The 23293-nt window shown below is 68.5% G+C and carries 18 protein-coding genes and 3 pseudogenes; 5 read left to right on the top strand and 16 right to left on the bottom strand.

Annotated elements, in window-relative coordinates; genetic code table 11:
* Positions 1-4615: beta strand repeat-containing protein (locus P3G67_RS29210; RefSeq protein WP_276096160.1), on the bottom strand; the 4615-nt coding region annotated here is incomplete at its 3' end.
* Positions 4616-5411: 796 nt separating this feature from the next.
* Here P3G67_RS29210 and P3G67_RS29215 point away from each other — a divergent pair.
* The 4 genes and pseudogenes from P3G67_RS29215 to P3G67_RS29230 form a co-directional block, all read left to right on the top strand.
* Positions 5412-7151, top strand: a complete 1740-nt coding sequence (locus tag P3G67_RS29215; RefSeq protein ID WP_276096161.1) for an Ig-like domain repeat protein — start codon at positions 5412-5414, stop codon at positions 7149-7151.
* Positions 7152-7452: 301 nt separating this feature from the next.
* A pseudogene (locus tag P3G67_RS29220) lies at positions 7453-7587 on the top strand (integrase); the annotation flags it as partial.
* Between the two features lie 128 nt (positions 7588-7715).
* Positions 7716-9467, top strand: a complete 1752-nt coding sequence (locus P3G67_RS29225; protein ID WP_276096162.1) for a penicillin-binding transpeptidase domain-containing protein — start codon at positions 7716-7718, stop codon at positions 9465-9467.
* 294 nt (positions 9468-9761) lie between these two features.
* Positions 9762-10247: pseudogene (locus P3G67_RS29230) on the top strand (integrase); the annotation flags it as partial.
* A gap of 185 nt (positions 10248-10432) precedes the next feature.
* Here P3G67_RS29230 and P3G67_RS29235 read toward each other — a convergent pair.
* The 6 genes from P3G67_RS29235 to P3G67_RS29260 all read right to left on the bottom strand — a co-directional run bounded on the left by P3G67_RS29235 (position 10433) and on the right by P3G67_RS29260 (position 16199).
* Positions 10433-11674 carry an ABC transporter permease gene (locus tag P3G67_RS29235; RefSeq protein WP_276096163.1) on the bottom strand — a complete coding sequence of 414 codons (1242 nt, stop codon included), beginning with the start codon at positions 11672-11674 and terminating at the stop codon, positions 10433-10435.
* The gene (locus P3G67_RS29240; RefSeq protein WP_276096164.1) at positions 11671-12375 is read right to left on the bottom strand and encodes an ABC transporter ATP-binding protein; all 705 of its coding nucleotides are present in this window, start codon (positions 12373-12375) and stop codon (positions 11671-11673) included. Before P3G67_RS29240 ends, P3G67_RS29235 begins: the two co-directional genes overlap by 4 nt.
* Positions 12372-13583 (bottom strand): peptidoglycan-binding protein, encoded by a 1212-nt coding sequence (locus P3G67_RS29245; protein ID WP_276096165.1) that lies wholly within the window; start codon positions 13581-13583, stop codon positions 12372-12374. The genes P3G67_RS29240 and P3G67_RS29245 overlap by 4 nt, the downstream gene beginning before the upstream one ends.
* Entirely contained in the window at positions 13580-14149 is a 570-nt protein-coding gene (locus P3G67_RS29250) for a hypothetical protein (RefSeq protein WP_276096166.1), read from the bottom strand. Before P3G67_RS29250 ends, P3G67_RS29245 begins: the two co-directional genes overlap by 4 nt.
* Before the next feature lie 341 nt (positions 14150-14490).
* The gene (locus P3G67_RS29255) at positions 14491-15510 is read right to left on the bottom strand and encodes a sensor histidine kinase (protein WP_276096167.1); all 1020 of its coding nucleotides are present in this window, start codon (positions 15508-15510) and stop codon (positions 14491-14493) included.
* Between the two features lie 32 nt (positions 15511-15542).
* On the bottom strand, positions 15543-16199 hold the full coding sequence (locus tag P3G67_RS29260) for a response regulator transcription factor (RefSeq protein ID WP_276096168.1): 657 nt from the start codon (positions 16197-16199) through the stop codon (positions 15543-15545).
* Positions 16200-16860: 661 nt separating this feature from the next.
* On the opposite strand from P3G67_RS29260, the gene P3G67_RS29265 reads away from it, so the two are divergent.
* Positions 16861-17346, top strand: a complete 486-nt coding sequence (locus P3G67_RS29265) for a helix-turn-helix domain-containing protein (RefSeq protein WP_276096169.1) — start codon at positions 16861-16863, stop codon at positions 17344-17346.
* Between the two features lie 73 nt (positions 17347-17419).
* On the opposite strand, the gene P3G67_RS29270 is transcribed toward P3G67_RS29265, so the two are convergent.
* The 9 genes and pseudogenes from P3G67_RS29270 to P3G67_RS29310 all read right to left on the bottom strand — a co-directional run bounded on the left by P3G67_RS29270 (position 17420) and on the right by P3G67_RS29310 (position 23293).
* Entirely contained in the window at positions 17420-17710 is a 291-nt protein-coding gene (locus P3G67_RS29270; protein WP_276096170.1) for a putative quinol monooxygenase, read from the bottom strand.
* A gap of 23 nt (positions 17711-17733) precedes the next feature.
* Positions 17734-18105, bottom strand: a complete 372-nt coding sequence (locus tag P3G67_RS36365) for a metal-sulfur cluster assembly factor (protein WP_449343262.1) — start codon at positions 18103-18105, stop codon at positions 17734-17736.
* Positions 18106-18177: 72 nt separating this feature from the next.
* Positions 18178-18495, bottom strand: a pseudogene (locus tag P3G67_RS36370) (uL22 family ribosomal protein); the annotation flags it as partial.
* Positions 18496-18516: 21 nt separating this feature from the next.
* Positions 18517-19773 (bottom strand): NAD(P)/FAD-dependent oxidoreductase, encoded by a 1257-nt coding sequence (locus P3G67_RS29285; RefSeq protein ID WP_276096171.1) that lies wholly within the window; start codon positions 19771-19773, stop codon positions 18517-18519.
* Positions 19770-20096 (bottom strand): Rieske 2Fe-2S domain-containing protein, encoded by a 327-nt coding sequence (locus P3G67_RS29290; RefSeq protein ID WP_276096173.1) that lies wholly within the window; start codon positions 20094-20096, stop codon positions 19770-19772. Before P3G67_RS29290 ends, P3G67_RS29285 begins: the two co-directional genes overlap by 4 nt.
* Positions 20096-21154, bottom strand: a complete 1059-nt coding sequence (locus P3G67_RS29295) for a hypothetical protein (RefSeq protein ID WP_276096174.1) — start codon at positions 21152-21154, stop codon at positions 20096-20098. The genes P3G67_RS29290 and P3G67_RS29295 overlap by 1 nt, the downstream gene beginning before the upstream one ends.
* The gene (locus tag P3G67_RS29300; RefSeq protein ID WP_276096175.1) at positions 21151-21465 is read right to left on the bottom strand and encodes an MmoB/DmpM family protein; all 315 of its coding nucleotides are present in this window, start codon (positions 21463-21465) and stop codon (positions 21151-21153) included. The genes P3G67_RS29295 and P3G67_RS29300 overlap by 4 nt, the downstream gene beginning before the upstream one ends.
* Positions 21462-21764, bottom strand: coding sequence for a toluene-4-monooxygenase system B family protein (locus P3G67_RS29305; protein ID WP_276096176.1), 303 nt, complete (start codon positions 21762-21764; stop codon positions 21462-21464). Before P3G67_RS29305 ends, P3G67_RS29300 begins: the two co-directional genes overlap by 4 nt.
* The gene (locus P3G67_RS29310; protein WP_276096177.1) at positions 21761-23293 is read right to left on the bottom strand and encodes a toluene monooxygenase; all 1533 of its coding nucleotides are present in this window, start codon (positions 23291-23293) and stop codon (positions 21761-21763) included. The genes P3G67_RS29305 and P3G67_RS29310 overlap by 4 nt, the downstream gene beginning before the upstream one ends.

Consider the following 23293-nt stretch of genomic DNA (forward strand, 5'->3'; position numbering starts at 1 on the left):
GCGAAGACGTCGTGAGCGTCGCCACACCACCGCTCAGCGTGCCCGTACCCAGAAGGGTCGCACCGTCGAAGAAGCTCACAGTCCCCGTCGGAGTGCCGGTCCCAGGGGCGACGACAGTGACGGTGGCGGTGAGCGCCTTCGCCTGCCCGAACACCGACGGGTCCGGCGACGAGCTCAACACCGTTGATGTAGCCGACCGGTTGACCGTCTGGGTGTCCACCGGAGACGTCGAGCCACTGAAGTTGGAGTCACCGCCGTACACGGCGGTCAGGGAATGCGATCCCACCGACAGCGAAGACGTCGTGAGCGTCGCCACACCACCGCTCAGCGTGCCCGTACCCACAAGGGTCGCACCGTCGAAGAAACCGACGCTCCCGGTAGGCGTGCCGCCGCCCGGTGCCACGGCGGTGACGGTGGCAGTCAGGGTTTTGGCCTGCCCGAACACCGACGGGTCCGGCGACGAGCTCAACACCGTTGATGTAGCTGCCTGGTTGACCGTCTGGGTGTCCACCGGAGACGTCGAACCGCTGAAGTTGGAGTCACCGCCGTACACGGCGGTCAGGGAATGCGATCCCACCGACAGCGAAGACGTCGTGAGCGTCGCCACACCACCGCTCAGCGTGCCCGTACCCACAAGGGTCGCACCGTCGAAGAAACCGACGCTCCCGGTAGGCGTGCCGCCGCCCGGTGCCACGGCGGTGACGGTGGCAGTCAGGGTTTTGGCCTGCCCGAACACCGACGGGTCCGGCGACGAGCTCAACACCGTTGATGTAGCTGCCTGGTTGACCGTCTGGGTGTCCACCGGAGACGTCGAACCGCTGAAGTTGGAGTCACCGCCGTACACGGCGGTCACGGAATGCGATCCCACCGACAGCGAAGACGTCGTGAGCGTCGCCACACCACCGCTCAGCGTGCCCGTACCCAGAAGGGTCGCACCGTCGAAGAAACCGACGCTCCCGGTAGGCGTGCCGCCGCCCGGTGCCACGACGGTGACGGTGGCAGTCAGCGTCTTCGGCTCACCGAAGACCGACGGATCCGGCGACGACGTCAACGCCGTTGTGGTTGCCGCTTGGGTGACCGTCTGGGTGTCCACCGGGGAGGTCGAGCCGGCGAAGTTGGAGTCACCGCCGTAGACAGCGGTCAGGGAGTGTGATCCGACGCCAAGGCCGGAGACGGTGAGTGTTGCGACGCCGCCGCTGAGGGTCCCCGTGCCGATCAGGGTGGCGCCGTCGAAGAAGCTGACGGTCCCCGTGGGGGTCCCGGCCCCTGGTGCCACGACGGTGACGGTGGCGGTCAGCGTCTTCGGCTCACCGAAGACCGACGGATCCGGCGACGACGTCATCGCCGTTGTAGTTGGCGCCTGGTTGACCGTCTGGGTGTCCACCGGAGACGTCGAGCCAGCGAAATCGGTGTCGCCACTGTAGACAGCGGTCAGTGCATGCGAGCCAGCACCGAGGCTGGAAACGGTGAGCGTCGCCACGCCGCCGACGAGCGCGCTGCTACCGAGGAGGGTGGCGCCGTCGAAGAAGCTGACGGTCCCCGTGGGAGTGCCTGCCCCTGGCGCCACCGCGGTGACGGTGGCGGTCAACGTCTTCGGCTCACCGAAGACTGATGGGTCAGGGGCGGATACCAACGCCGTTGATGTGGCTGCCTGGTTGACTGTCTGGGTGTCGACGGGCGAGGTGGAGCCGGTGAAATCGGCGTCGCCACTGTAGACAGCGCTCAGGGAGTGTGATCCCACCGACAACGAAGACGTGCTGAGCGTCGCCACACCACCGCTCAGCGTCCCCGTACCCACAAGGGTCGCGCCATCGAAGAAGTCGACGGCCCCGGTCGGTGTGCCAGCTCCAGGTGCGGTGGCGGTGACAGTGGCAGTGAGGGTCTTCGACTCGCCGAACACCGACGGATCCGGAGCAGACACCAACGCCGTCATGGTCGCCGCCTGGTTGACCGTCTGGGTATCGACGGACGAGGTGGAGCCAGCGAAGTTGACGTCGCCGCCATAGACAGCGGTCAGCGCATGCGATCCCACCGACAACGAAGACGTGCTGAGCGTCGCCACACCACCGCTCAGCGTCCCCGTACCCACAAGGGTCGCACCGTCGAAGAAGTCGACGGTCCCCGTGGGAGTCCCGGCCCCTGGTGCCACGACGGCGACGGTAGCGGTCAACGTCTTCGGCTCACCGAACACCGACGGATCCGGAGCAGACACCAACGCCGTTGTAGTTGCCGCCTGGTTGACCGTCTGGGCGTCCACCGGAGACGTCGAGCCAGCGAAATCGGCGTCGCCACTGTAGACAGCGGTCAGTGCATGCGAGCCAGCACCGAGGCTGGAAACGGTGAGCGTCGCCACGCCGCCGACGAGCGCGCTGCTACCGAGGAGGGTGGCGCCGTCGAAGAAGCTGACGCTTCCGGTAGGCGTGCCGCCGCCTGGTGCCACGACGGCGACGGTAGCGGTCAACGTCTTCGGCTCACCGAAGACTGATGGGTCAGGGGCGGATACCAACGCCGTTGATGTGGCTGCCCGGTTGACTGTCTGGGTATCGACGGGCGAGGTGGAGCCGGTGAAACCGGCGTCGCCACTGTAGACAGCGGTCAGTGCGTGCGATCCCACCGACAACGAAGACGTGCTGAGCGTCGCCACACCACCGCTCAGCGTCCCCGTACCCACAAGGGTCGCACCGTCGAAGAAGCTGACGGTCCCCGTGGGGGTCCCGGCCCCTGGTGCCACGACGGCGACGGTGGCGGTCAGCGTCTTCGGCTCACCGAAGACCGACGGATCCGGCGACGACGTCATCGCCGTTGTAGTTGCCGCCTGGTTGACCGTCTGGGCGTCCACCGGAGACGTCGAGCCAGCGAAATCGGTGCCGCCACTGTAGACAGCGGTCAGTGCATGCGAGCCAGCACCGAGGCTGGAAACGGTGAGCGTCGCCACGCCGCCGACGAGCGCGCTGCTACCGAGGAGGGTGGCGCCGTCGAAGAAGCTGACGGTCCCCGTGGGAGTGCCTGCCCCTGGCGCCACCGCGGTGACGGTGGCGGTCAACGTCTTCGGCTCACCGAAGACTGATGGGTCAGGGGCGGATACCAACGCCGTTGATGTGGCTGCCTGGTTGACTGTCTGGGTGTCGACGGGCGAGGTGGAGCCGGTGAAATCGGCGTCGCCACTGTAGACAGCGCTCAGGGAGTGTGATCCCACCGACAGCGAAGACGTGCTGAGCGTCGCCACACCACCGCTCAGCGTCCCCGTACCCACAAGGGTCGCGCCATCGAAGAAGTCGACGGCCCCGGTCGGTGTACCGGCTCCAGGTGCGGTGGCGGTGACAGTGGCAGTGAGGGTCTTCGACTCGCCGAACACCGACGGATCCGGAGCAGACACCAACGCCGTCATGGTCGCCGCCTGGTTGACCGTCTGGGTATCGACGGACGAGGTGGAGCCAGCGAAGTTGACGTCGCCGCCATAGACAGCGGTCAGCGCATGCGATCCCACCGACAACGAAGACGTGCTGAGCGTCGCCACACCACCGCTCAGCGACCCCGTACCCACAAGGGTCGCACCGTCGAAGAAGCTCACGCTTCCGGTGGGCGTGCCCACGGGAGACGTAACGGTGGCGGTGAGTGTTTTCGCTTGGCCGAACACCGAGGGATCGGGAACCGACGTCAGCGCCGTCGTGGTGGGGAAGGGAACGGTGTTGGTGACGGTCACGCTGTTGTCGGAGTTCTCCGTGATGTAGAGGGTCGAACCGTCGGGCGTGGTTGCCACCCCGAAGGGGCCGGGCCCAGCCGGGATCGCGAAGGTGACCGTGTTGGTGGCGGTGTCGATGACGCTGACCGTGTCGTCACCGTTGTTGGCCACGTAAGCGTGGGTCCCCGCCGTTGCCACACCGACGGGTGCGGCCCCGACGGTCACCGTGGCACTCACCGCATTTGTAAGGGTGTCGATGACGCTGACCGTGCCGTCACCGCCGTTGGCCACGTACGCGTTCGTCCCCGCGATCACCACACCGAGCGGTTCGGTCCCGACGGTCAGGGTGGCAGTCACCAAGTTGGTCAACGTGTTGATGACGCTCACTGTGCCGTCACCGGCATTGGTGACGTACGCGTGGGTCCCCGCGATCGCCACACCGAAGGGGACGGTTCCGACGGTCACGGTGGCAGTCACCAAGTTGGTCAACGTGTTGATGACGCTGACCGTGCCGTCACCGCCGTTGGCCACGTACACGTTCGTCCCCGCGACCGCCACACCGAGCGGGTCGGTCCCGACGGTCACGGTGGCAGCTACCGTGTTGGTCACGGTGTCGACGACGCTGACCGTGCCGTCCGTCGAGTTGGTCACGTACGCCCGGAGACTGTCGGGTGTGATGGCTACCCAGAAGGGGGCTGTACCGACAGGGACAGTAGCGGTGACGGCAAGGGTGCCCGTGTTGATGACGCTGACGGTGTTGCTGCCGTCGTTGACCACGTATGCCTGTAACCCGTCGGGCGTGATCGCTACTCCGGTCGGAGCGATGCCCACCGTCACGGTCGGGTCTGATGACACCTCGACACGCGCGCGGCGGTTCCCGCCCCGTAGCAGTCCGACCAGTTGCCGCCACCTCGGGTGAAATCCGTTGGCCATGATGCGTCCTTCGAGATCGTAGGTCTGACCGATCCGGATGGACTGCTGGGGACTGCGTGCATAGGGGGTTGCAGCCAGTGCGCCGCAGGCAAAGGTCACTTGCCGAAGTCCGTGAGCCCATCCACGCTTCCGCCGACGTTTCACCAAGTCGACGGGAACAGTCCCCCGAGAAGGATGGGCGACCCCCGGAGATGACTAACACAAGTAACCCACCACGATCAGAACTGGAATAGCCGATAGAATGCAACTTCACCCGAAGAGCCTATAAATGCAATAGTATTACCGTTGTTAGGGCCAGAGGTAGGGATACATCGCTCCCTGTGGCAGCTCATCGGATAGCCGTGGGCGCCCCTACCGCTGGGGATGAGGCAGAACATCCCGCCCCTACTCCGGGGTCGTTCCCACCGCAGGCGATCCCTTCCTCTGTGACGCAACGAGTTCTCCAGCATGCGGCCGTTGGGTCATCTGGGTGATGTTTACTCCTATGGGCTTTTCCTATCGCGCTCGTGGTGGGTTACTTGTGCTACTGAAGCCCGGTGGGTCGCCCATCCCCCTCGTGGCTGTGGCCGTCTGTCTGGCGACAGGCGACGGATAAGCGGATGGGCAGTCCCTGAAGCTGGCGCGTCGGCCCCCTGCTCGAGGCCCAGGCAGTTCGCCATGGCAGCCCCATCCAGATCAGACGGATATCTATCTCTGGGGGTGCATCATGTCCTTGGCACTTCAGTCGGTTTGGCGGCAGCGCGCTGCCCTGCACCGCGTTAGGAGCCTCCTCGCTGCGGGGCAGTCGGATCCGACCGTGGTGGTGGGCAACTTCCCCACCGGAGTGGCGATCACTCCGGACGGCCTGCACGCCTATGTGGCCAATGAGGGCAGCAACAACGTCAGCGTCATCGCCACGGCCACCAACACCGTCACAGCGACCGTACCCGTCGGAACGACTCCCTTCGGGGTGGCGATCACACCAGACGGCCTGCACGCTTACGTCACCAACAGCGGTGACAACACGGTCAGCGTCATCGCCACGGCCACCAACACCGTCACAGCGACCGTACCCGTCGGAACGACTCCCCTCGGGGTGGCGATCACACCAGACGGCCTGCACGCCTATGTGGCCAATGAGGGCAGCAACAACGTCAGCGTCATCGCCACGGCCACCAACACCGTCACAGCGACCGTACCCGTCGGAACGACTCCCCTCGGGGTGGCGATCACACCAGACGGCCTGCACGCCTATGTCACCAACAGCGGTGACAACACGGTCAGCGTCATCGCCACGGCCACCAACACCGTCACAGCGACCGTAGCGGTAGGGGCCACTCCCCTCGGTGCCGCGATCGCGGGGACCAACGCGTACGTGGCCAACAACGGCGACAACACCGTCAGCGTCATCTCCACGGCGACCAACACCGTGACGCACACCCCCGCCGTGGGAACGGCTCCCGTCGGGGTGGCCACCTCCCCGAACGGACTGCGCGCCTACGTGGCGAACAACACCGACAACACCGTCAGTGTCATCACCACCGCCACCAACACCGTGACGGGCACCATTCCGACCGGTCCTGGACCGTTCGAGTTGGCGGTCACTCCCGACAACTTGACCCTCTACGTCACCGACAACGCTGACAACAGCGTGACCGTGACCCCAGCCGTACCCGCTTCCACGGCGACCGTGCTGACCTCCCTGCCCGACCCGTCGGTCTTCGGCCAGGTGAAAACCCTGACCGCCACGGTCACCGCCTCATCCGGCATCCCAACCGGCACGGTCAGCTTCTTCGACGGCGCCACCCTCCTGAGCACCACTGCCCTCAACGCAAGCGGCGTAGCGACGTTGCCGGTCTCAACCCTCGCTTTCGGCTCGCACGCGCTGACCGCCACCTACAACGGAGGCGGTGGTTTCAGCGGCTCGACCTCGCTGGTGGACACCCAGACGGTCAACAAGGCGAGCACCACCACCACTCTCACGGCGGTGCCCAACCCCGCCGCGCCGGGCCAGGCGGTACTCATGACCGCGACGGTCACCGCGAACCCCCCGGGGGCGGGCATTCCGACCGGCACGGTCAGCTTCTTCGACGGCGCCACCCTCCTGGGCACCGGCCCCGTCAACGCAAGCGGCGTCGCGACGTTCACGACCACGGCTCTCAGCGCCGGTTCGCACACCCTCACCGCCACCTACAGCGGCAACAACAACTTCAACGGGTCCTCCGGCACCTACACCCTTCAGCTCCTCACGCTCATCCCGACCTCGCTGACCGCCACCCCCGCGATCGTCAGAATCATCCCGCCCCAGCCCTACGTGGGGATTCTGACCGCGACCCTCACCAACGCACTCACCGGACAACCCATTGCGGGGCAACCCATCACGTTCAGCACCGGCAACAATCAACTGGGCACCTCAACCACCGACGCCCGAGGAACCGCCATCTGGAACGCCCTCCTGCAGCTGCCGCTGATCGTCCTCAACGGCGGATACACCGCCACCTACCCGGGCACTCCCACCTTCCAACCCGCCACCGCCCACGCCGGAATCATCACCTGAGGAGCGAACCCCAGCACCATGGGGCACCATCCCCGCGCACCACAAGCCCCAGCCGTGATCAGGCCCCCTCCCGCCGCCTCACCTCACCGGCGAGGCGGCGACCGGTTGATGTGAACCGTCGTGCTCGAGCATGTCTGAAAGATCGCGTAAGTCCGTGATGTGACAGGCTGGCCGAGGCCCAGCTCTGGGGCCTTGGCCAGCCGGGACGGAAACCCAAAGGCGGCCCAGGTCTGATGCTCGTGTTCGGGCGCGGGCTTGCGTTCCAAGCCCCGGCGGAGCACGCGCTGACCTGTACACCTGAGCGTTCGATGCTGTCTTCGCCGCCGAGGGCATCGAGGTTGTCACCACGGGCATCCGCGTTCCCCGGATGAACTCGGTCATGGAACGTTGGGTGCAGACCCGCAGACATGAGCTCCTCGACCGCACCTTGATCTGGAAACCAGGCCCGCCTTTCTGGATCTGACGCTGCGTTTTTGTTCGACATCGGTGTCGTCGGGAACCATGTGCCGCTAGAGGGACGTCGTCGTCCCGGGTGCGAAGCCGTCTGCCCGAGGAGCTGGAAGCATGAGCGAGCACCGGCGCAAGCCGCCGCGGCCGATCGGTCGCGGCCGATCGGCATGGCGCGCAGCCATGGGAAGGAACGCGCGTTACACGACGAACGCGGGCATACCGCGAGGCGTCAAGGGCGCCCTCATAGGCGGGACCTGCGCAGCCGCGTTCGGCGCGGCCTGCTACGGCGGCTACGCCCTGCTGCAGGGCACGCCGAACGGCGGTTCCGCAGGCCACGACGCTCCCGCCCTGGCACAGGCGCGCACGTCGAAGACGATCGCCGCCTTGTCGGCCGGCGACGTGGCGAACACCGCGCACGACTTCCTCGCAGCGTGGTCGTCCGGCGACACAGCGAAGGCGGCCGGTCTCACGGACGACGCGTCGCAAGCCTCCAGCCAGCTCGCAGCGTTCCGCACCCAGCTGCACGCCACCTCGGTGACGTTCACCGGAAAGCCCGCGACCGGCACCAGCGTCCCGTTCTCCGCCGAGGCGCGCTTCGATCAAGGAGGCCGGTCATCGAGCTGGAGCTACGACTCCACGCTGACCGTCACGCGTGACACCGCGACCGGACGCCCAGTGGTCAAGTGGGCTCCCACCGTGGTGTATCCGAAGCTGAGCGCCGGGCAGACCCTGCAGACGGACCGCTCGGCCCCACCCCCGCCCCAGGTCGTCGACCGCAACGGGAGCGTGCTCACGGCCTCCCGATACCCCTCGCTCGGCTCCATACTGAGCCAGTTGCAGCAGGCCTACGACACCGCGACGGGCGGCACCCCGGGAACCGAGATCCGCGTCAGGCGCGCAGACGGTACGCCGGGCCAGGTCCTGCGCGTCCTGTCGCAGGGGGCGCCGGGCAAGCCCCTCACCACGACGATCGACGCCCACATCCAGGCCGCCGCCGAGAAGGCGATCACGACCAAGGGACCGGACGCCTCAACGGTGGTCATCCAGCCGAGCACCGGCGCGATCCTGGCCGTCGCCAATCAGCCAGCCGTCGGCTTCGACAAGGCGATGTCGGGCAACTACGCGCCAGGCTCGACCTTCAAGCTGATCACCGCGTCAACGGCGCTGGAGACCGGCAAGGTCGCCCCGGACAAGCCGCTACCCTGCCCGAAGTACCTGCAGTACGGCGGCCAGACCTTTCACAACGTGGACAACTTCTCCCGCCAGAACCCCACCATGGCATTGGACTTCGCCGACTCCTGCAACACGGCCTTCATCTCCACGGCGAACTTCCTGCCCGACGACGCCGTGGCCAACGAAGCGCGCGACGTCTTCGGGATCGGGATGAACTGGAACGTCGGCGTTCCCAGCAACGACGGCAGCGTCCCCGCCGCGACCGGCGCGATGAAAGCCATGTCATACATCGGACAGGGCAATGACGTGATGAGCCCGCTGACCATGGCCTCGGTGGTCTCGACCGTCAAGGCCGGTTCCTTCCATCAGCCCTACATCGTCCCGCAGTCACTCGACGGCCGCACGTTCGCACAGGCTTCCCGGTCGCTGCCCGCATCAGTGGCGGCCGACGTCCGCTCCATGATGCAGCTGACCGCGCGGTCCGGTACAGCGGCTCCGGCGATGACCCAACTCAGCGGCGACGTCGGCGCGAAGACCGGCACCGCCGAGGTCGACGGGCAGACCAAGCCCAACAGCTGGTTCATCGCGTACGACGGTGACATCGCCGCCGCCGCAACCGTCCCGAACAGCGGCGAGGGCTACCAGTACGCAGGCCCGATCGTCGCGGCCGTCCTGAAGGCAGCCTCCGGGTAAAAGCGGCCGGGTGGAGCCGGCTGCTTACCCGGGCGGCGACGCCTGGCGGAAGAAGTCTGCTCGATCCGCTCGTTGGCTTGGTCGCGCTTGCCGACCAACACCTTGGCGTAAAAGCGGTAGAGGACAGTCACTCTGCGCCCGGCGTGGCGGGCAGCCTCGACCGGGTCGACGGCCGAGGCGAGCCACCAGCGAGACGCCGGCGTTGCAGGTGCCGAGAAGTTCATCCGTGCAGGTCAGAAAGGAATCGTACCGTTCACCACCGGCTTTCGGCGTTGCCGGGCATGATGATCTATCGTGCTGCTCCGCTTGGCCTACGTGACGATGACGAACACCTTCGCCGCGCTGCGGCTACTGCCGACGAGCGACCGGGACAAGGACATCGAGATCCTGGCGCTGCGGCACCAACTCACCGTGCTGGAGCGCCAGTTCCACGGAACGCGCCCCCGCTTCACGCCCGCAGACCGGGCCTTCCTGGCCGCACTCCTCCACCCCCTCCCCCAGCAAACCCTGCGCAGAATGCGACTGCTGGTGAGACCGGACACCGTGCTGCGCTGGCACCGCAAGCTCCTCGGCCGCCGGCACGCCGAACGCTCACGCCCCAAGCGCATGGGGCAGCCGAGAACAGTCCGGTCCATCCGCCTCCTCGTACTCCTACTGGCGAAGGAGAACCCAACCTGGGGGTGTCGCCGCATCCGCGGCGAGCTAGCCGTACTCGGAATCAAGGTCGCGGCCTCGACCGTCCGGGAGATCCTGCACGCCGCAGGGATCGAGTCGGCGCCGCGCGTTGGGCGTGGCGGAGCCGCTCTTCCTGGGAGGCGAGATCTTCGTCGGCGGATCGTGCTTCCTGTTCGGCGTCGTCTGCTGGGCGTTCGGCTTCGGCGAGTCGTTGGCGTTCCTGCTGCCAATGCTGGCGTTCCTTGCGCTGGGCGGCTCGACGCCAGCATTTGTCCGTCGCTCTCGCGAGGCTACAGAGACCGGAGTGCCTCCGTCGGAGCGAGTCGTGAGGCCCGCAGTGCCGGGTAGAGGCCGGCCATCACGCCGACCGCCATGGCGACGGCCGGTCCGATGACCAGGATGGTCATCGGAATCACCTCGGGCCAGCTCTCCCAGGTGGCGTAGCCGAAGACTCCCAGGGCACCGAGCATCGCCCCGATGATCCCCCCCACCGCGCCCAGGACGGCGGCCTCGATGAGGAACTGGGTGGCGATCTGTCCTGTGCGTGCGCCGAGCGAGCGCCGTAGACCGATCTCGCCACGGCGCTCCATGACACCGACGACCATGGTGTTGGCGATTCCGACACCGCCCACGAGCAGGGCGACCGAGGCCAGGGCGATGACGAGGCTGTTGAGGCCGGAGACGGTTTCGTAGCGGGCCTTGAGCAGGTCGGAGGGACGGGAGACGGCGGCGTTCTGCGGTGCGGCCGGGTTCGCGGTGGCGCCCGCCACACTCTGCACGGCGGATACCTTGTCCGGGTCGGCGCGCAGGTAGACGGTGCTTGCTGTGCCGTTGGACTTGAGATCCTTGACGGCGTTGGTCCAACTCATCAGCACCGAACGGTCGATCTCGGGAGCGAGTTCGTTGGCGCGCAGGATACCTATGACGGCGTACCAGTGCTCGGCGATCCACACGCGAGTGCCCGGCGTGCTCAGGCCAAGGGCTTGCGCGGCGTCGTGGCCGAGGACCACGGTCGGCAGTTTCTCCGAGGAGGCGTCCAGCCAGCGTCCGGCTTGCACTTCGCCGCGCAGCGCCGACAACAGATTGCGCCGGGCGCCCACCACCTGCAGGCCGCCATCTCGGTCCTTGGGCATGTAGGGGGTCCGGTACACCTTGGCGTCGGTCATGGTGATCGCGGTGACCTGCTGGACGGGTCCGATACGGGAGAGCATCTTCTCTGCTTCTGGCGGCAGCGTCGTCCCCATGCCGTTGAGGTCCTTGCCGGGAGAGACGGTGAGCAGGTTGCTGCCGAGTTTGTCGAGCTGCGCCAGCAGGTGGGCCTTGCTGGAGGCCGACACGCCGGTGACGGCGACCAGGGCGGCGATGCCCAGGGCGATACCGAGGGCCGAGAGCATGGCGCGCAGGCGGCGGATGCGCGGTCCCAGCGTTCCCTGCCGGAGGACGTCGCCGGGCCGCAGCCGGGCGGGGCGTGGCAACAGTTCCACCGGCCCGGTCTGCGCGCCGCCGCAGGCGGGAGTGAGTGAAGAGGTCACAGCCACGGCCCTCGCTTGTCGAAGGCGATGCGTCCGTCGCGGATACCGATGCGGCGCGGGAAGGACTCGGCGAGTTCGGCGTCGTGGGTGATGACCACGACGGTCGTCCCCCGGGAGTTGAGTGTGCGCAGCAGTTCGACGACCTCCTCTCCGGAGTGGGTGTCGAGGGCACCGGTGGGTTCGTCCGCGAGCAGCAGCCGCGGTGAGCCGACGACGGCCCGGGCGATGGCCACGCGCTGCTGCTCGCCGCCGGAGAGCTGGTTCGGCTTGTGGTGGAGCCGGTGACCGAGGCCGACGGTTTTGAGCACATTGGTGGCACGACGCCGACGTTCGGCGGGTTCCACGCCCGAGTACAGCAGTCCGGTGGCAACGTTCTCCACCGCGCTGAGTCCGGGCATGAGGAAGAACTGCTGGAAGACGAAGCCGATGTCGCGGGCGCGCAGCACGGCCAGTTGTGCCTCGCTGAGCCGGTCCACCTGGTGGCCGGTGACGGCCAGGGTGCCGGAGCTGGGCCGGTCCAGGGTGCCGAGGAGCGCGAGCAGGGTGGACTTGCCGGAACCGGACGGGCCGACGACGGCGACGAGTTCGCCCTGGTCGATGGTGAGGTTGAGGCCGTGCAGGACGCGCGTCGGCGGGTCGCTGGGGAATTCGCGCACGACGTCGACCAGTTCCAGGACGGGGACGGCGGTTCCGGCGCTCACTCGGGGATCACCACCTTGGTGCCTTCCTTGAGGTCGCCCTTGGTGATCTCGGCTCGGGCGTCGGCGACGAGACCGATCGTCACGGGCACGAGCTTGTGCTGCCCGTCGGGCTGGACGACTTCGACGCCGTAGCCGCCTTCCGCGAGGGCCAGCAGCGCGGTGACCGGGACGGCGAGCACACGGTCGGCCGTGTGGTCGCTCACCGTCAGAGTGGCCGGCCCGAGGCCGCCCGCCTTCACGGTCTTCTGGTCCTGCAGCGAAACGGTCACCTCGGCCTGCTGTTTGGTGTCCCCGCCCTGCCCCTGTCCGCCGCCGTCCTGTTGTTGTTGGGGGGTGATGTCCACCGCGGTGACCTTGCCGCTCATCGTGTTGCCGTTGGGGAGCGCGACCTTGAGGCGGGTGCCTGGTGACAGGCGCGACAGTTGGTCGTAGGAGACCTTGGCGGTGGCCACCAGGTCGGTGCCGGTGACCTTGAGCAGGGCCGTGCCTGTCAGCGAAGACCCCACGACGCCCACCGCCTGTGACACCCGCAGGCGCGGCATGTCGAGCATGACGACCGAGCCGGGATCGACCTGGCCCGTCTGAGGGGCGCCCAGCTGCTTCTGCCACCGCTTCACGGCGGTCTCGGTGGCGTCCGTGAACGTGTCGTCGGCGGTCAGGCCCAGTCCGTCCGCGTAGCCGAGGTCGATCAGGTTCCGCTTCAGGTCACGGACGTCCTCGCCGCGCATTTCCTTACCAGAGGCGTTCTTCTTCAGCACGCGCCACAGCGGGCGGTCGCCCCGGAAGTACGGCACGCGGACCCCGTCGCGCTCCCACAGCCACTCTCCGGGGCGCACGACGTCCCCCACCTGCCGGATGGCGGTCAGGGTGCCGCCGACGCGACCCACGGCATCGGTCTCGTGCCCGTAGCCGATGGTGCCCTTCACGTCCATACCGGTCGACAGGGACGTACGCTCGACGACCGCGGTCGCCTCGGGCTTGGCGGGGCTTTCGCCCTTGCCTCCGTCCCGGCCGCCCAGCCAGCCCTGCTGCTGCGCGGCGAACACCATGGCGGTCACGGCGACGAGGGTCACCACTGCGCCGGTGACACGCCGGGCGCGGCGCCCCCGGCGCCGGCCGTCACGACGACGGCCGGCGGGAGGCGCGTCCTCGAACTCGTTGCTGTCGCCCGGTCGGTCCAGAGGACCGGCCTCGGGAGTCGCGCTCACTTGCCGTTCCCCCCGGGGTTGACCACGCCCATGCCACCGGACATGTACTCCTTGCACTTCTCGAGAACCTTGTTCCAGGTCTCGGGCGGAACGTCGGGCGTCTTCAACTGCGGAGCGCCGTTGACGACGGCCGGGTCGGCCATGTCGGGGATACCGTTCTTGCGGGCGCAGGCGGCGAACTTCCGGGCGTCCTGCACGGCCTTTTCATCGCGCTGGGCTTGCAGTTGCTGCATGCCGGGAACCTTCTTGTTGCACACCTGCATGGCCTTGTCGATGGCCTGCGCGTCGCTCTGCCCGCCAGAGCCCTCGCCGTTCGCGCTGGAGGCGCTGAGCCCCACACCGTTGTCGTCGACCTTCACCCCGGAGATGCCCTGGTCCCGCAGGCAGCTCGCGTACTTGCGGTAGGTCGTCTCCTTGTCGACCGGGGGCGCCGACGTGCCCTTCTTGTCGACGGAAGCCACGTCGTCCTTGCCGCCGCCTCCGTCCGAACCGCTGCCGCAGCCGGCGACCAGCAGGACACCGGACATGACCAGCACCAGGGATGACACCCGCGTTCGCACACGCATCGAAACCTCCGTACGAGAAGGGGGCGGGACGTCCGCCCCGAACACGACAAGAGGTACGGCAGGTGCGGTGTCGGCCCGGTAAGACCACGGCTCACCCATGACTCACCGGGCGGTCTCCCGGAGACCGCAGCCGTGGTGACGCTTTCTCACCTCACCCATGGCTCACCGACAGGTCCCTAGGGTGACGCCGAGGGTGGCAGTCGGGTCAGGGCCACCCGACCGGCACCCGTCGCTCGCCCGGCTCCTGCATCCCCGCGCGCGGGCGGCGGGCCGGACCCCGAGGTATGCGCACAGGTAACCAACACCTGCCGGCCCTGCGCTTCCAGCGACTCCGGTCGTAATCAGGCAGAGGTGAGCCGGTCGGGGAGGCGCACCCGGATCTCCAGGCCGCCGCCCTTCCGGCACCGTGCGTCGACCGACCCACGGTGGGCCTCCGCCACGGCCTTGACCACGGACAGGCCCAGTCCGCTGCCTCGTGGCCCGCCCGAGCGAGGTGTGCCCCGGCGGAACGGCATGAACAGATCCGCCGTCGTGGCCTGGTCAAGCACTGTGCCGGTGTTGGAGACGATGAGTTGGCTGCGCCCCTCGACACGATCGTGGCGGCTTGCGATGTGCAGTTCTCCGTGCGGCACGTTGTGGCGGACGGCGTTGGTGACGACATTGCTGACCAGCTGGGCGAGCAACGGGGCGTCGCCCTCCACGGGTGCGGGACCCAGTTCCGTGCGGACTTGGAGGGAGAGCGCTTGGATTTCCGGGCTGACGTCGGTCAGCGCGGCCGCAACGAGATGGCACAAGTCGGTGCGGGTGGGGTGCAGGGTGCCGCTCTCCCCCTTGGCCAGGGCCAGAAGGGATGCGATCAGCTCCTCGCTGCGGCTGGTCGCCGCCAGCGCCTGACGCAGGGCCGGTTGCAGGTGGGCCGGTACCCGGCCCTGCGCGAGCGGCACCTCCAGGGCGGTTCGCTGCAGGGTGAGCGGGGTGCGCAGCTCGTGGGACGCCTGTGCCGTGAACACCCGCTGTGCCGCGTACGCCTTTTCCAGCCGGTCGATCCAGCGGCCGGCGAGTCTGCGGCCCAGGAATGCCGCACAGGCGGTCATCAGCACCAGGGCGATCCCCGAGCGCAGCAGCAGGTCGCCGAGGACGGCGCTTTCAAACGTGTCGAAGTGCGTCGCGGGCACCGGGGCGGTGGCGGCCGGGGAGACGACAGTCGGGGCGGTGTCGACCGGGGGCTTCAGAATGGCGGCGCGTGAGCCGATGGCCTGGCGGACCGAGAGCCAGTTCAGTGTGAGCAGCACCCCGCCAGCCAGGAGCATGGCCCCGCTGTAGAGGAGGGTGAGCCGGTTGCGCAGGGACAGGTGCCGCAAGGTCGCAGCCGCCTTCCAGGTCCGGGCGGCCTTCACAGCCGGTATCCGAAGCGGGGCACGGTCTCGATCAGCGGAGGGTCGCCCAGCTTCTTGCGCAGCTGGTAGACCGCGACCTTGACCGCCGTGGTCTCGGGCGTCACGTACGGATCCCACACCTGCTCCAGCAGTTCTCGGGCGGTGACGATGCCGCCGTCCGCCGCGAGCAGCACCTCCAGGACGCTGAGTTCCTTGCGGGTGAGCCCCAGCGGTCGGCCGTCGCGCTCGGCGAGCCGCCGAGCCGTGTCCAGCCTGACTCCACGCCGTTCCAGCACCGTGGGCGGCCCCGGCGCGCCGCGTCGGCGGGCCAGCGCGTGAACGCGCGCCACCAGTTCCACGTAGGCGAAGGGTTTGGCGAGGTAGTCGTCGGCGCCCAGACTCAGGCCCTCCACGCGGTCGGAGATGGTGCCGGCCGCCGTGAGCATGAGGATGCGGGCGGGGTGACCCGAGGCGACCAGGGCACGGCACACGGCGTCGCCGCTGATGCCGGGCAGGTCCCGGTCCAGGACCACCACGTCGAAGTCGCTCGCGGCGGTCAGTTCAAGGGCGCGAGCGCCGTCATGGGCGACACGCACGTTCATGCCTTCGCCGCGCAGCCCGTCGGCGAGCATCTGAGCGAGTTCCACCTCGTCCTCGACAAGCAGTACGTCCATGACCGCCAGTATCCGTTCGCAGGGGTGAGCCTCAGGTGAGTCATGGTCTTACCGATCCGGCACCGGGACTGCCGTACCTCAGGCCAGGCCCGCGATGCTTCGCTGGTTCGGCCGGCGAGGGGGAGAGCGCAAGCCAGACGGCCTTGGTGCCTCCCCGGGCACGCGGAAACCCCACGCTCGCCCCGGCGAACCGCTGGTGGAGTGGTCCACCCACGACCGCTCCGCCGGGAACCTTGTGGGTGCCGAGAAGTCCATCCGCGCAGGTAAGAGGACGGATCGCGCGATCTCGCCACCGGCGGTCGGGGTCGCGGGGCATGATGACCGATTGCGCTGCTCCACTTGGCCTACCTGACGATGACGAACGCCTTCGCCGCGCTGAGTCTGCTGCCGAGAAGCGGTAGGAAGCGCATGGGACAGCCGCGAACCGTCCGGTCCATCCGGCTCCTCGTGCTCCGACTGGCGAAGGACACTCCGACCTGGGGACACCCCGGCGGCCGGGAAGACCTGGACGGTCTCCCCTGCCGACGCCACCGCACGGCATCTGCACGATCCTGCCCGACATGACCTCTACTACCTCACCCCCTGAAGGGTGTCTCTACTGCCGTACAGCGACTGACCAGCGGCTGTGTGTGCGGCCGTGCCCCGGGCATGATCCCGGTTCGTGGGTCTACGACTGCTGTACTTGATCTTCTGCCGACTGCTGGGCTGGCTGACACTGCTGGGGCGCTCCAGCGCCGCGCACAAGGCCGAGATCCTCACCCTGCGCCACGAGGTCTCCGTACTGCGCCGACAGGTCGAGCGACCGCGGATGTCATGGGCCGACCGCGCCATGCTCTCCGCTCTCGCGCGGCACCTTCCGGCCGCCCTGCGTCGGCACCGGATGGTCACCCCGGGCACGCTGCTGACCTGGCACCGGCACCTGGTGCGCTGGAAGTGGCGCCAGCCACCGGCCAGGCCCGGTCGCCCACCACTGTCCGAAGAGATCGTCGCGCTCATTCTGCGCCTGGCCGAGGAGAATCCGACCTGGGGGTACGTCAGGATCCAAGGTGAGCTGCGACGGCTCGGCCACCGACTCGCCGCTGCCACCGTCCGCCGGGTGCTACGCCGTTCCAGGCCGCCGCCCGCACTGCCGGCCAGCGCCAGGTAGCTGGACAGCGAGTTGACGTGCCGCCGAGCGCGCGGGCGCTGCGACGGCAGTGCGGGCGGCGGCAGGCCGGGCGTCAGGTGAGGGACTGGAAGGTGCGCACGCTCCGCTCGGCGAGGGACGGGATCGCCTCGCCCACCACGTACCTGCGGAACGCCTCCGTCGCCTTGTGGTCGTCGTAGCCCGTCGCATCGGTGTACTTCTCGACCAGCACGAACGTGTCCGGGTCGGTCTCGCTGACGAAGGCATCGAAGGAGATCATCTTCTCCTCCGTGCGGTTCAGCGGTGTGACCGTCTCCAGGATGGCGCGGATGTGGTCCGCCTGGCCGGGCTTCGCCTTCCAGGTGGCGATGACGACATGTGCCATGGCACTGCTCCTTGACAGGTTCTCTAGAAGTTGTTGAAACCGATGGCGCGGAGTTGGTCGCGGCCCTCGCTGGTGATGTCCGAGGGGCGCCAGGCAGGCTGCCACACCCATGCGACGCGGTGATCGTTGACGCCGTAGCCTGCGCCGTCGGCCAAGGCCGTGCGGATCTGGTCCTCCATCACCCCGGTCAGGGGGCAGGCGGGCGACGTCAGCGTCATGGTGATCACCGCCGTCCCCTGCTCGACGGCGATGTCCCGCACGAAACCCAGGTCGACGACGTTGACGCCCAGGTCCGGGTCGAGTACGTCGTACAGCGCGTCCCTCACCCGCTGCGAGCGCGCGTCGGGTACGGCCGCGGCGGGCTCGCTTCGCGCCGGGCTGTCGTGGGGACTGATGCCCGGGGGCTCTGCGGCCGCGCCCGCCGTGTGGGCTGACGCCCTCAACCCGGCGGGCTCCAGGCGGATTTCGATGTCCGAGGTCTCGCTGCTGATCCAGTCGGCCTTGCCGTGCGCCTTGCGCCGTACCCGGACGATGTCCTCGGCCCGGCGGGCGCAGCCGCCCGCCACCACGAGTTGGTCGGGCCGGATGCCGGCCACACCGGCCTTCGCCAGTGCGCGGTCGAGGATGCGCGCCACGGGCTCGCAGGTGCGGCCGGGGCCGTACCGCAGTCGCGCCACGGCCGCCGACGCGGGCAGCCCCGTCACCTTCCTCAGCGCGGCCAACGCGTCGGACTGGACCACCCGTGCCTGTTCCTCGCGGACCACAAGTTCCGTCAACGCCGTCATGCGAACACACCTCCGTCACACTTACGACCGCGCGCCGGTCGTTCTGACCGGCCGGGGGGCCAGCCGTTTCAGCGCCACCGACTCGTCGCGCAGTTGCTCCCGGGTGACCTGGTGCTCCTGGAAGACCAGGCGCCGGACGTCCAGGACGTCGCGCGGCCGGTCGAGGGAGACCACGCCGTTCACCCTGCCCTCGGACCAGGCGAACGCGGAGAAGCAATGGTCCTCCACCGATCCGCGCACCACCGGTTCGAACACCTCGGGCAGTCGCCCGGTGCTCTGCACGCTGTGCTCGTACTGGTCGGACCAGAACCAGAACGGCTCGGTGAGCTCCTCGTCCGCGCCGAGCATGTTCCGTGCCACCTGGACGCCCTGCCGGGTGGCGGTGTCGTGGTGTTCGACGCGGATGTGCTCTCCGTAGCGGGGGTGGTACTGCATGGCCACATCGCCGGCGGCGTAGACGCGGGGGCAGCAGGTGCGGCCCATGGCGTCGGTGACGATGCCGTTGTCCACCTCGATCCCGGCCGCGGCCGCCAGTTCCGTGTTGGGCTGCGCGCCGACGCCGACCACGATGACGTCGCACTCCACGCGGTGGCCCGCGGTGGAGGTGACGAGCAGCGTTCCGTTCGTGGTCCGGTCCACCTGCCGCACGCCCTCGCCGAGCCGCACGTCCACGCCGTGCGAGCGGTGGATGCCGATCAGCGCCATGCCGACCAGCGGGCCGAGGCTGCGGCGGAACGGGGTGGTGTCCGGCTCGAACACGGTGACCGTCTTCCCCAGCCCGACCGCGGTCGCGGCCACCTCGCAGCCGATGAAGCCCGCGCCGATGACCACGACGCGCTCGGCGGTGCGCAGGTCCGCACGGAGCGCTCTGGCGTCGTCGACGGTCCGCGGATAGTGGACACGCTCACCGGCCACCCCGGGCAGTCGCCTGGGCCGGACCCCGGTGGCGAGCAGCAGTCCGTCATACCGCAGCGTGGTCGTGCCGCCGCGGGCGGACACGCTGAGCTTCCGCGCGGCCGTGTCGATGGCGGTGGCCCGGGTGCCCAGCAGCAGTTCGACGTCCTGCTCCTGGTACCAGTCGGCCGGCTGCACGTACAGGCCGTCCTCGTCGGCCGCTCCGGCGAGGAACTCCTTGGACAGCGGCGGGCGTTCGTAGGGCTGGTGGGGCTCCTCCCCCACCAGCAGCACCTCTCCGTCGAACCCCGCCTCGCGCAGACCGCGGACGACGGCCGCTCCCGCGACGCCGCCGCCCACGATCACCTGCCGTTCCCGGCTCATCCCACGTCCACCATGATCGTCCCCGTCTCGGTGACCCGGCACGGGTAGGTCGTCAGCCGGCAGGTGCCGGGGTTCACGCCCTGCCCGGTGTCGGCGTCGAACTCCCACAGGTGCCGGCTGCAGGTGATGGTCTGCCCGTCGAAGTCCCCTTCGTCCAGGGCCCACGCCTGGTGCGGACACCGGTTTTGGTACGCGCGCACCTCGCCGTCGACGTTGACGAGCAGCACCTTCGTCCCCGCCACCTCGACGCCTTGCATGTCGCCTTCCCACAGGTCGTCGAGGCGCATGGCCTCCTGCCACTGCCCCGTGGCGGCGCCGCCCATCAGGCCTGCCTCCGTCCCGTTTCGGGGTTGCCGGCGGCGGAGCTCTCGAACAGCCGGTCGTGGAAGGACTCCCGGGCGGCGCGGGCCTCGGCGGCCACCCGTGCGGCGGTCCAACCGGTGGGCCCGAAGCGCTCCAGGAGCGAGCCCAGCGCCTGTGCGGCGTCGTCGGCGGCCGGTGTCCAGCGGTCGATCCAGCGCCGCAGCACGGCCTCGTTCTCCGGCCGCCGGCCCACCGCGAAGGCGACCAGGGCCGCGCTCCAGCGGGCCCGCCGGTCGGCGTCGTCCTGCAGGTACTTCGACAGCAGCCACGACTCCTCGTCGCCGGCCTCCCGCGACGCCTGGCCGAACTGCCGCAGCAGCACATCGTCGAGGGTCGGCGCCAGTATCAGGTCGAGCGCGGTGAACGACTCGGCCCAGTCGTAGGCGATCAGTGCCTTCTCCACGGCCCGGCGTGCGGGCTGCCACGCCTCGTCCTGCTCCCAGACCTGCCGTTCCCGCTCGCCGATCCCCGCGCCGGGTGCGGCCAGTTGCAGTTCGCGGGTGCGGTAGCCGGTCAGGGTGAGCCGGCGCAGCAGGTCGGCGGTGGAGAACGCCGCGGCGTTGGTGATGTACGAGCTGGGCGCCATGTAGCCGATGTATGCCTGGATCTGCTGGAAGCCGTGCACCAGGTAGCGCGACGGGGTGTACAGCGCGCCCAGCAGGGCGACCTGACCGGAGCTCAGCGCGCGGTCGGCGCCGGCCTTGGCGTACTCCTCCAGTACGCCGCCGGTCTTGGCCTCGGCCTCTGCCTGGAGGTTGACGTAGGCGCGGTAGGTCAGGGTGTCGGGGTCGCGGAACTGCTCCCAGTCGTCCACGGCGAGCGGTGACTTGTCGCGGTAGGTGAGGAACCACAGGTTCGGCGGGGAGGACGGGTTCTGCTCGAACGCCGCGTTGCGGTTCTGCCGGGTGGTCCAGTTCTGGCCGTGGGTGACGATCTCGTACTCGCTCGGCATCCTGCGGACGTCGCCGAAGGCGCTGAAGGTCCGCCGCGGACGCGGCTTCCTGGGTGTGGTGCTCACGCCGCTGCTCCTTCCGCCGCCGCCTTGCTCCTGGCGGTGATGTCCTCCCAGGTGATGGAGTCGCTGGTGGTGATGACGCGCCCGACGAAGGAGGACATCATCGTTTCCATCGAGCGGATCTCGAAGTCGGGGCCGAGGTAGCGGCGCAGGGTCTCCAGCGTGACCGTGACGCGCCGCGCGCCGCGTACCCGCACGTAGGCGCCGCGGTCGACGACCTCGATGTCCTGGTCCGGGTTGTCGTCCTCGATGGCCGCGATGACCTGGTCGACGTCGTCTCCCATTCGCAGGACCGGGCCTACCAGCCGGCTCATGCCGCCCCCTCTGGGATGTCGTACTCGACCCGGACGTGGTCGAGCGGTTGCATTCCGGCCTCGGTCACGGTGGTGCCCGGCGCGAGACGGCGGCCGTTGTGGAAGACGACCTTGGGGTACGGCAGTGCCCGCACCCGCTTGCCCTCGACGTGGTGCGCCACGGCCTCGGCCACCTCGGCGGCGGTGTTGTCCGAAGTGACTGCCACCAGGATCTGTACGAAGTCATCGGCGAAGACCGCGTTGAGCGGTACGACGGCCGGTGCGGGCCGGGCGGTGTCCGCGCCCGTCGCGTGGGTCATGATGCGCTCGTCTCCTTGCCGGTGAGGGCCAGGCCGGTGGCCGGGCGGCCGACGTAGTCCTTGGTCCACGCCTCGTAGTCGGGGTCGTCGCCCATGACGTCCGGGGTCATCCCCATGTAGGCGAGGATGCCGCCGACGTCCATGGGCTGGATCTGGCCGGCCAGGAACCGTTCGATCAGTGTCTGGTGGTTGACGTTGTCGCGGTCCTTCCACCAGATCTGCCGGCAGGCGTTGGTACAGAAGTGGTAGGTCCTGCCGTCGTACGTCAGCGACCAGTCCGGCACCCGCCACCGGCCCGACCGGGACTGGACCGCGTTGCAGCACGGCAGGTTGCACATGCTGCACAGCCAGGGCAGCGTCTCGGGGAGAGTGGCCTCCACGTTGTCGGCGTTGACGTTGTCGATCAGCGTGTCCCACTTGCCGCCGTAGACCGCCTCCCAGTTCGGGTACTTCTCGCGCAGCCACTCGCGCTCGTCCTTGGACACGCCGGCCTTCGGCCGCCACCACAGGGTGGGCCGCCAGAACCACAGTCCCATGTGCAGGCCGTGGTGCCAGGTGTCGAGTCCGCGCATGAACTCGTCCCAGAACCAGGGCTTCTTCAGGCCGTAGTCCTCGATGGTGTGGATGAACTGGTCAATGATCCACTCCTCCATGAACTCCCGGTAGGACTGCTTGCGGTGCTCCAGGGGCGTGTAGTAGTCCATGGCCGGGCCGGTCAGCGCGGCGAAGGCGCGAGCCGAGCCCCAGAAGTTGCGGTCGATGACCCACTGGGCCCGCACCGGGTCGTGCTCGACCAGGATCTCCATCGTGGGGCCGCCCTGCTGCGAGTGGCGGGCCTCGTCCGTCTGGATCGAGGAGATCATGTTGGCGAAGTTGACGTCGCCGGCCTCCAGCGCGTCCGCGGACAGCGCCACGAACTGGAGGTTGGTGAAGCCGGTTTCGAAGGTGAACGGCAGGCCGATGGCCAGGTCCACCACGTTCGGCGCGATCATCATGTTGTCGAAGAGGTTGCGCAGCGACACCGGCACCCAGTTGTTCTGGTGGAAGGTCTTCTGCGTCCAGTCGTACTGCGGGTCCTTCTTGATGAACTCGTGCCCGAAGAACGTGGTGATCTGCGAGTGCCGCAGTTCGTCCAGCGCGCCGAAGGTGGCCATGTTGCGCCACGAGCCGTTGAGACCGAACCGGGCCATCTTCAGCTCGCCCAGCACGGCCGCGTACTCGACCAGCGCCACCCCGCCGAAGTGCATCTTGGTCGACGAACGCCAGCCCTCGTCGAGTCGGTCGAAGTTCGAGGAGCGCTGCAACGCTGCCTTCACCGCGTAGGCGGCCGACTCCTTCTCCCGCTGGGTGGCCACGTATTCCGGGTAACTGACCTTGTAGTCCTCCTCCCAGGCGGCCCACGCCTCGCGGGGCACCATTCCGGTGCCGCTGTGCCACTCCGGGAACACCGCGTCGTCGTCGGCGTAGCTGTAGGTCCAGTCCACGTCGCGGACGAAGTGCTGCCATTCCTCACGCTTGAGCAGACTCAT

This window comes from Streptomyces silvisoli, from assembly GCF_029269905.1.
Classification (GTDB): domain Bacteria; phylum Actinomycetota; class Actinomycetes; order Streptomycetales; family Streptomycetaceae; genus Streptantibioticus_A; species Streptantibioticus_A silvisoli_A.

Bases quoted from the DNA above. Each gene is read 5' to 3' on its own strand.
- P3G67_RS29225 (WP_276096162.1), top strand. From the start codon at position 7,716: ATGAGCGAGCACCGGCGCAAGCCGCCGCGGCCGATCGGTCGCGGCCGA.
- P3G67_RS29250 (WP_276096166.1), bottom strand. From the start codon at position 14,149: ATGCGTGTGCGAACGCGGGTGTCATCCCTGGTGCTGGTCATGTCCGGT.
- P3G67_RS29260 (WP_276096168.1), bottom strand. From the start codon at position 16,199: ATGGACGTACTGCTTGTCGAGGACGAGGTGGAACTCGCTCAGATGCTC.
- P3G67_RS29270 (WP_276096170.1), bottom strand. From the start codon at position 17,710: ATGGCACATGTCGTCATCGCCACCTGGAAGGCGAAGCCCGGCCAGGCG.
- P3G67_RS29285 (WP_276096171.1), bottom strand. From the start codon at position 19,773: ATGAGCCGGGAACGGCAGGTGATCGTGGGCGGCGGCGTCGCGGGAGCG.
- P3G67_RS29290 (WP_276096173.1), bottom strand. From the start codon at position 20,096: ATGGGCGGCGCCGCCACGGGGCAGTGGCAGGAGGCCATGCGCCTCGAC.
- P3G67_RS29300 (WP_276096175.1), bottom strand. From the start codon at position 21,465: ATGAGCCGGCTGGTAGGCCCGGTCCTGCGAATGGGAGACGACGTCGAC.
- P3G67_RS29305 (WP_276096176.1), bottom strand. From the start codon at position 21,764: ATGACCCACGCGACGGGCGCGGACACCGCCCGGCCCGCACCGGCCGTC.
- P3G67_RS29310 (WP_276096177.1), bottom strand. From the start codon at position 23,293: ATGAGTCTGCTCAAGCGTGAGGAATGGCAGCACTTCGTCCGCGACGTG.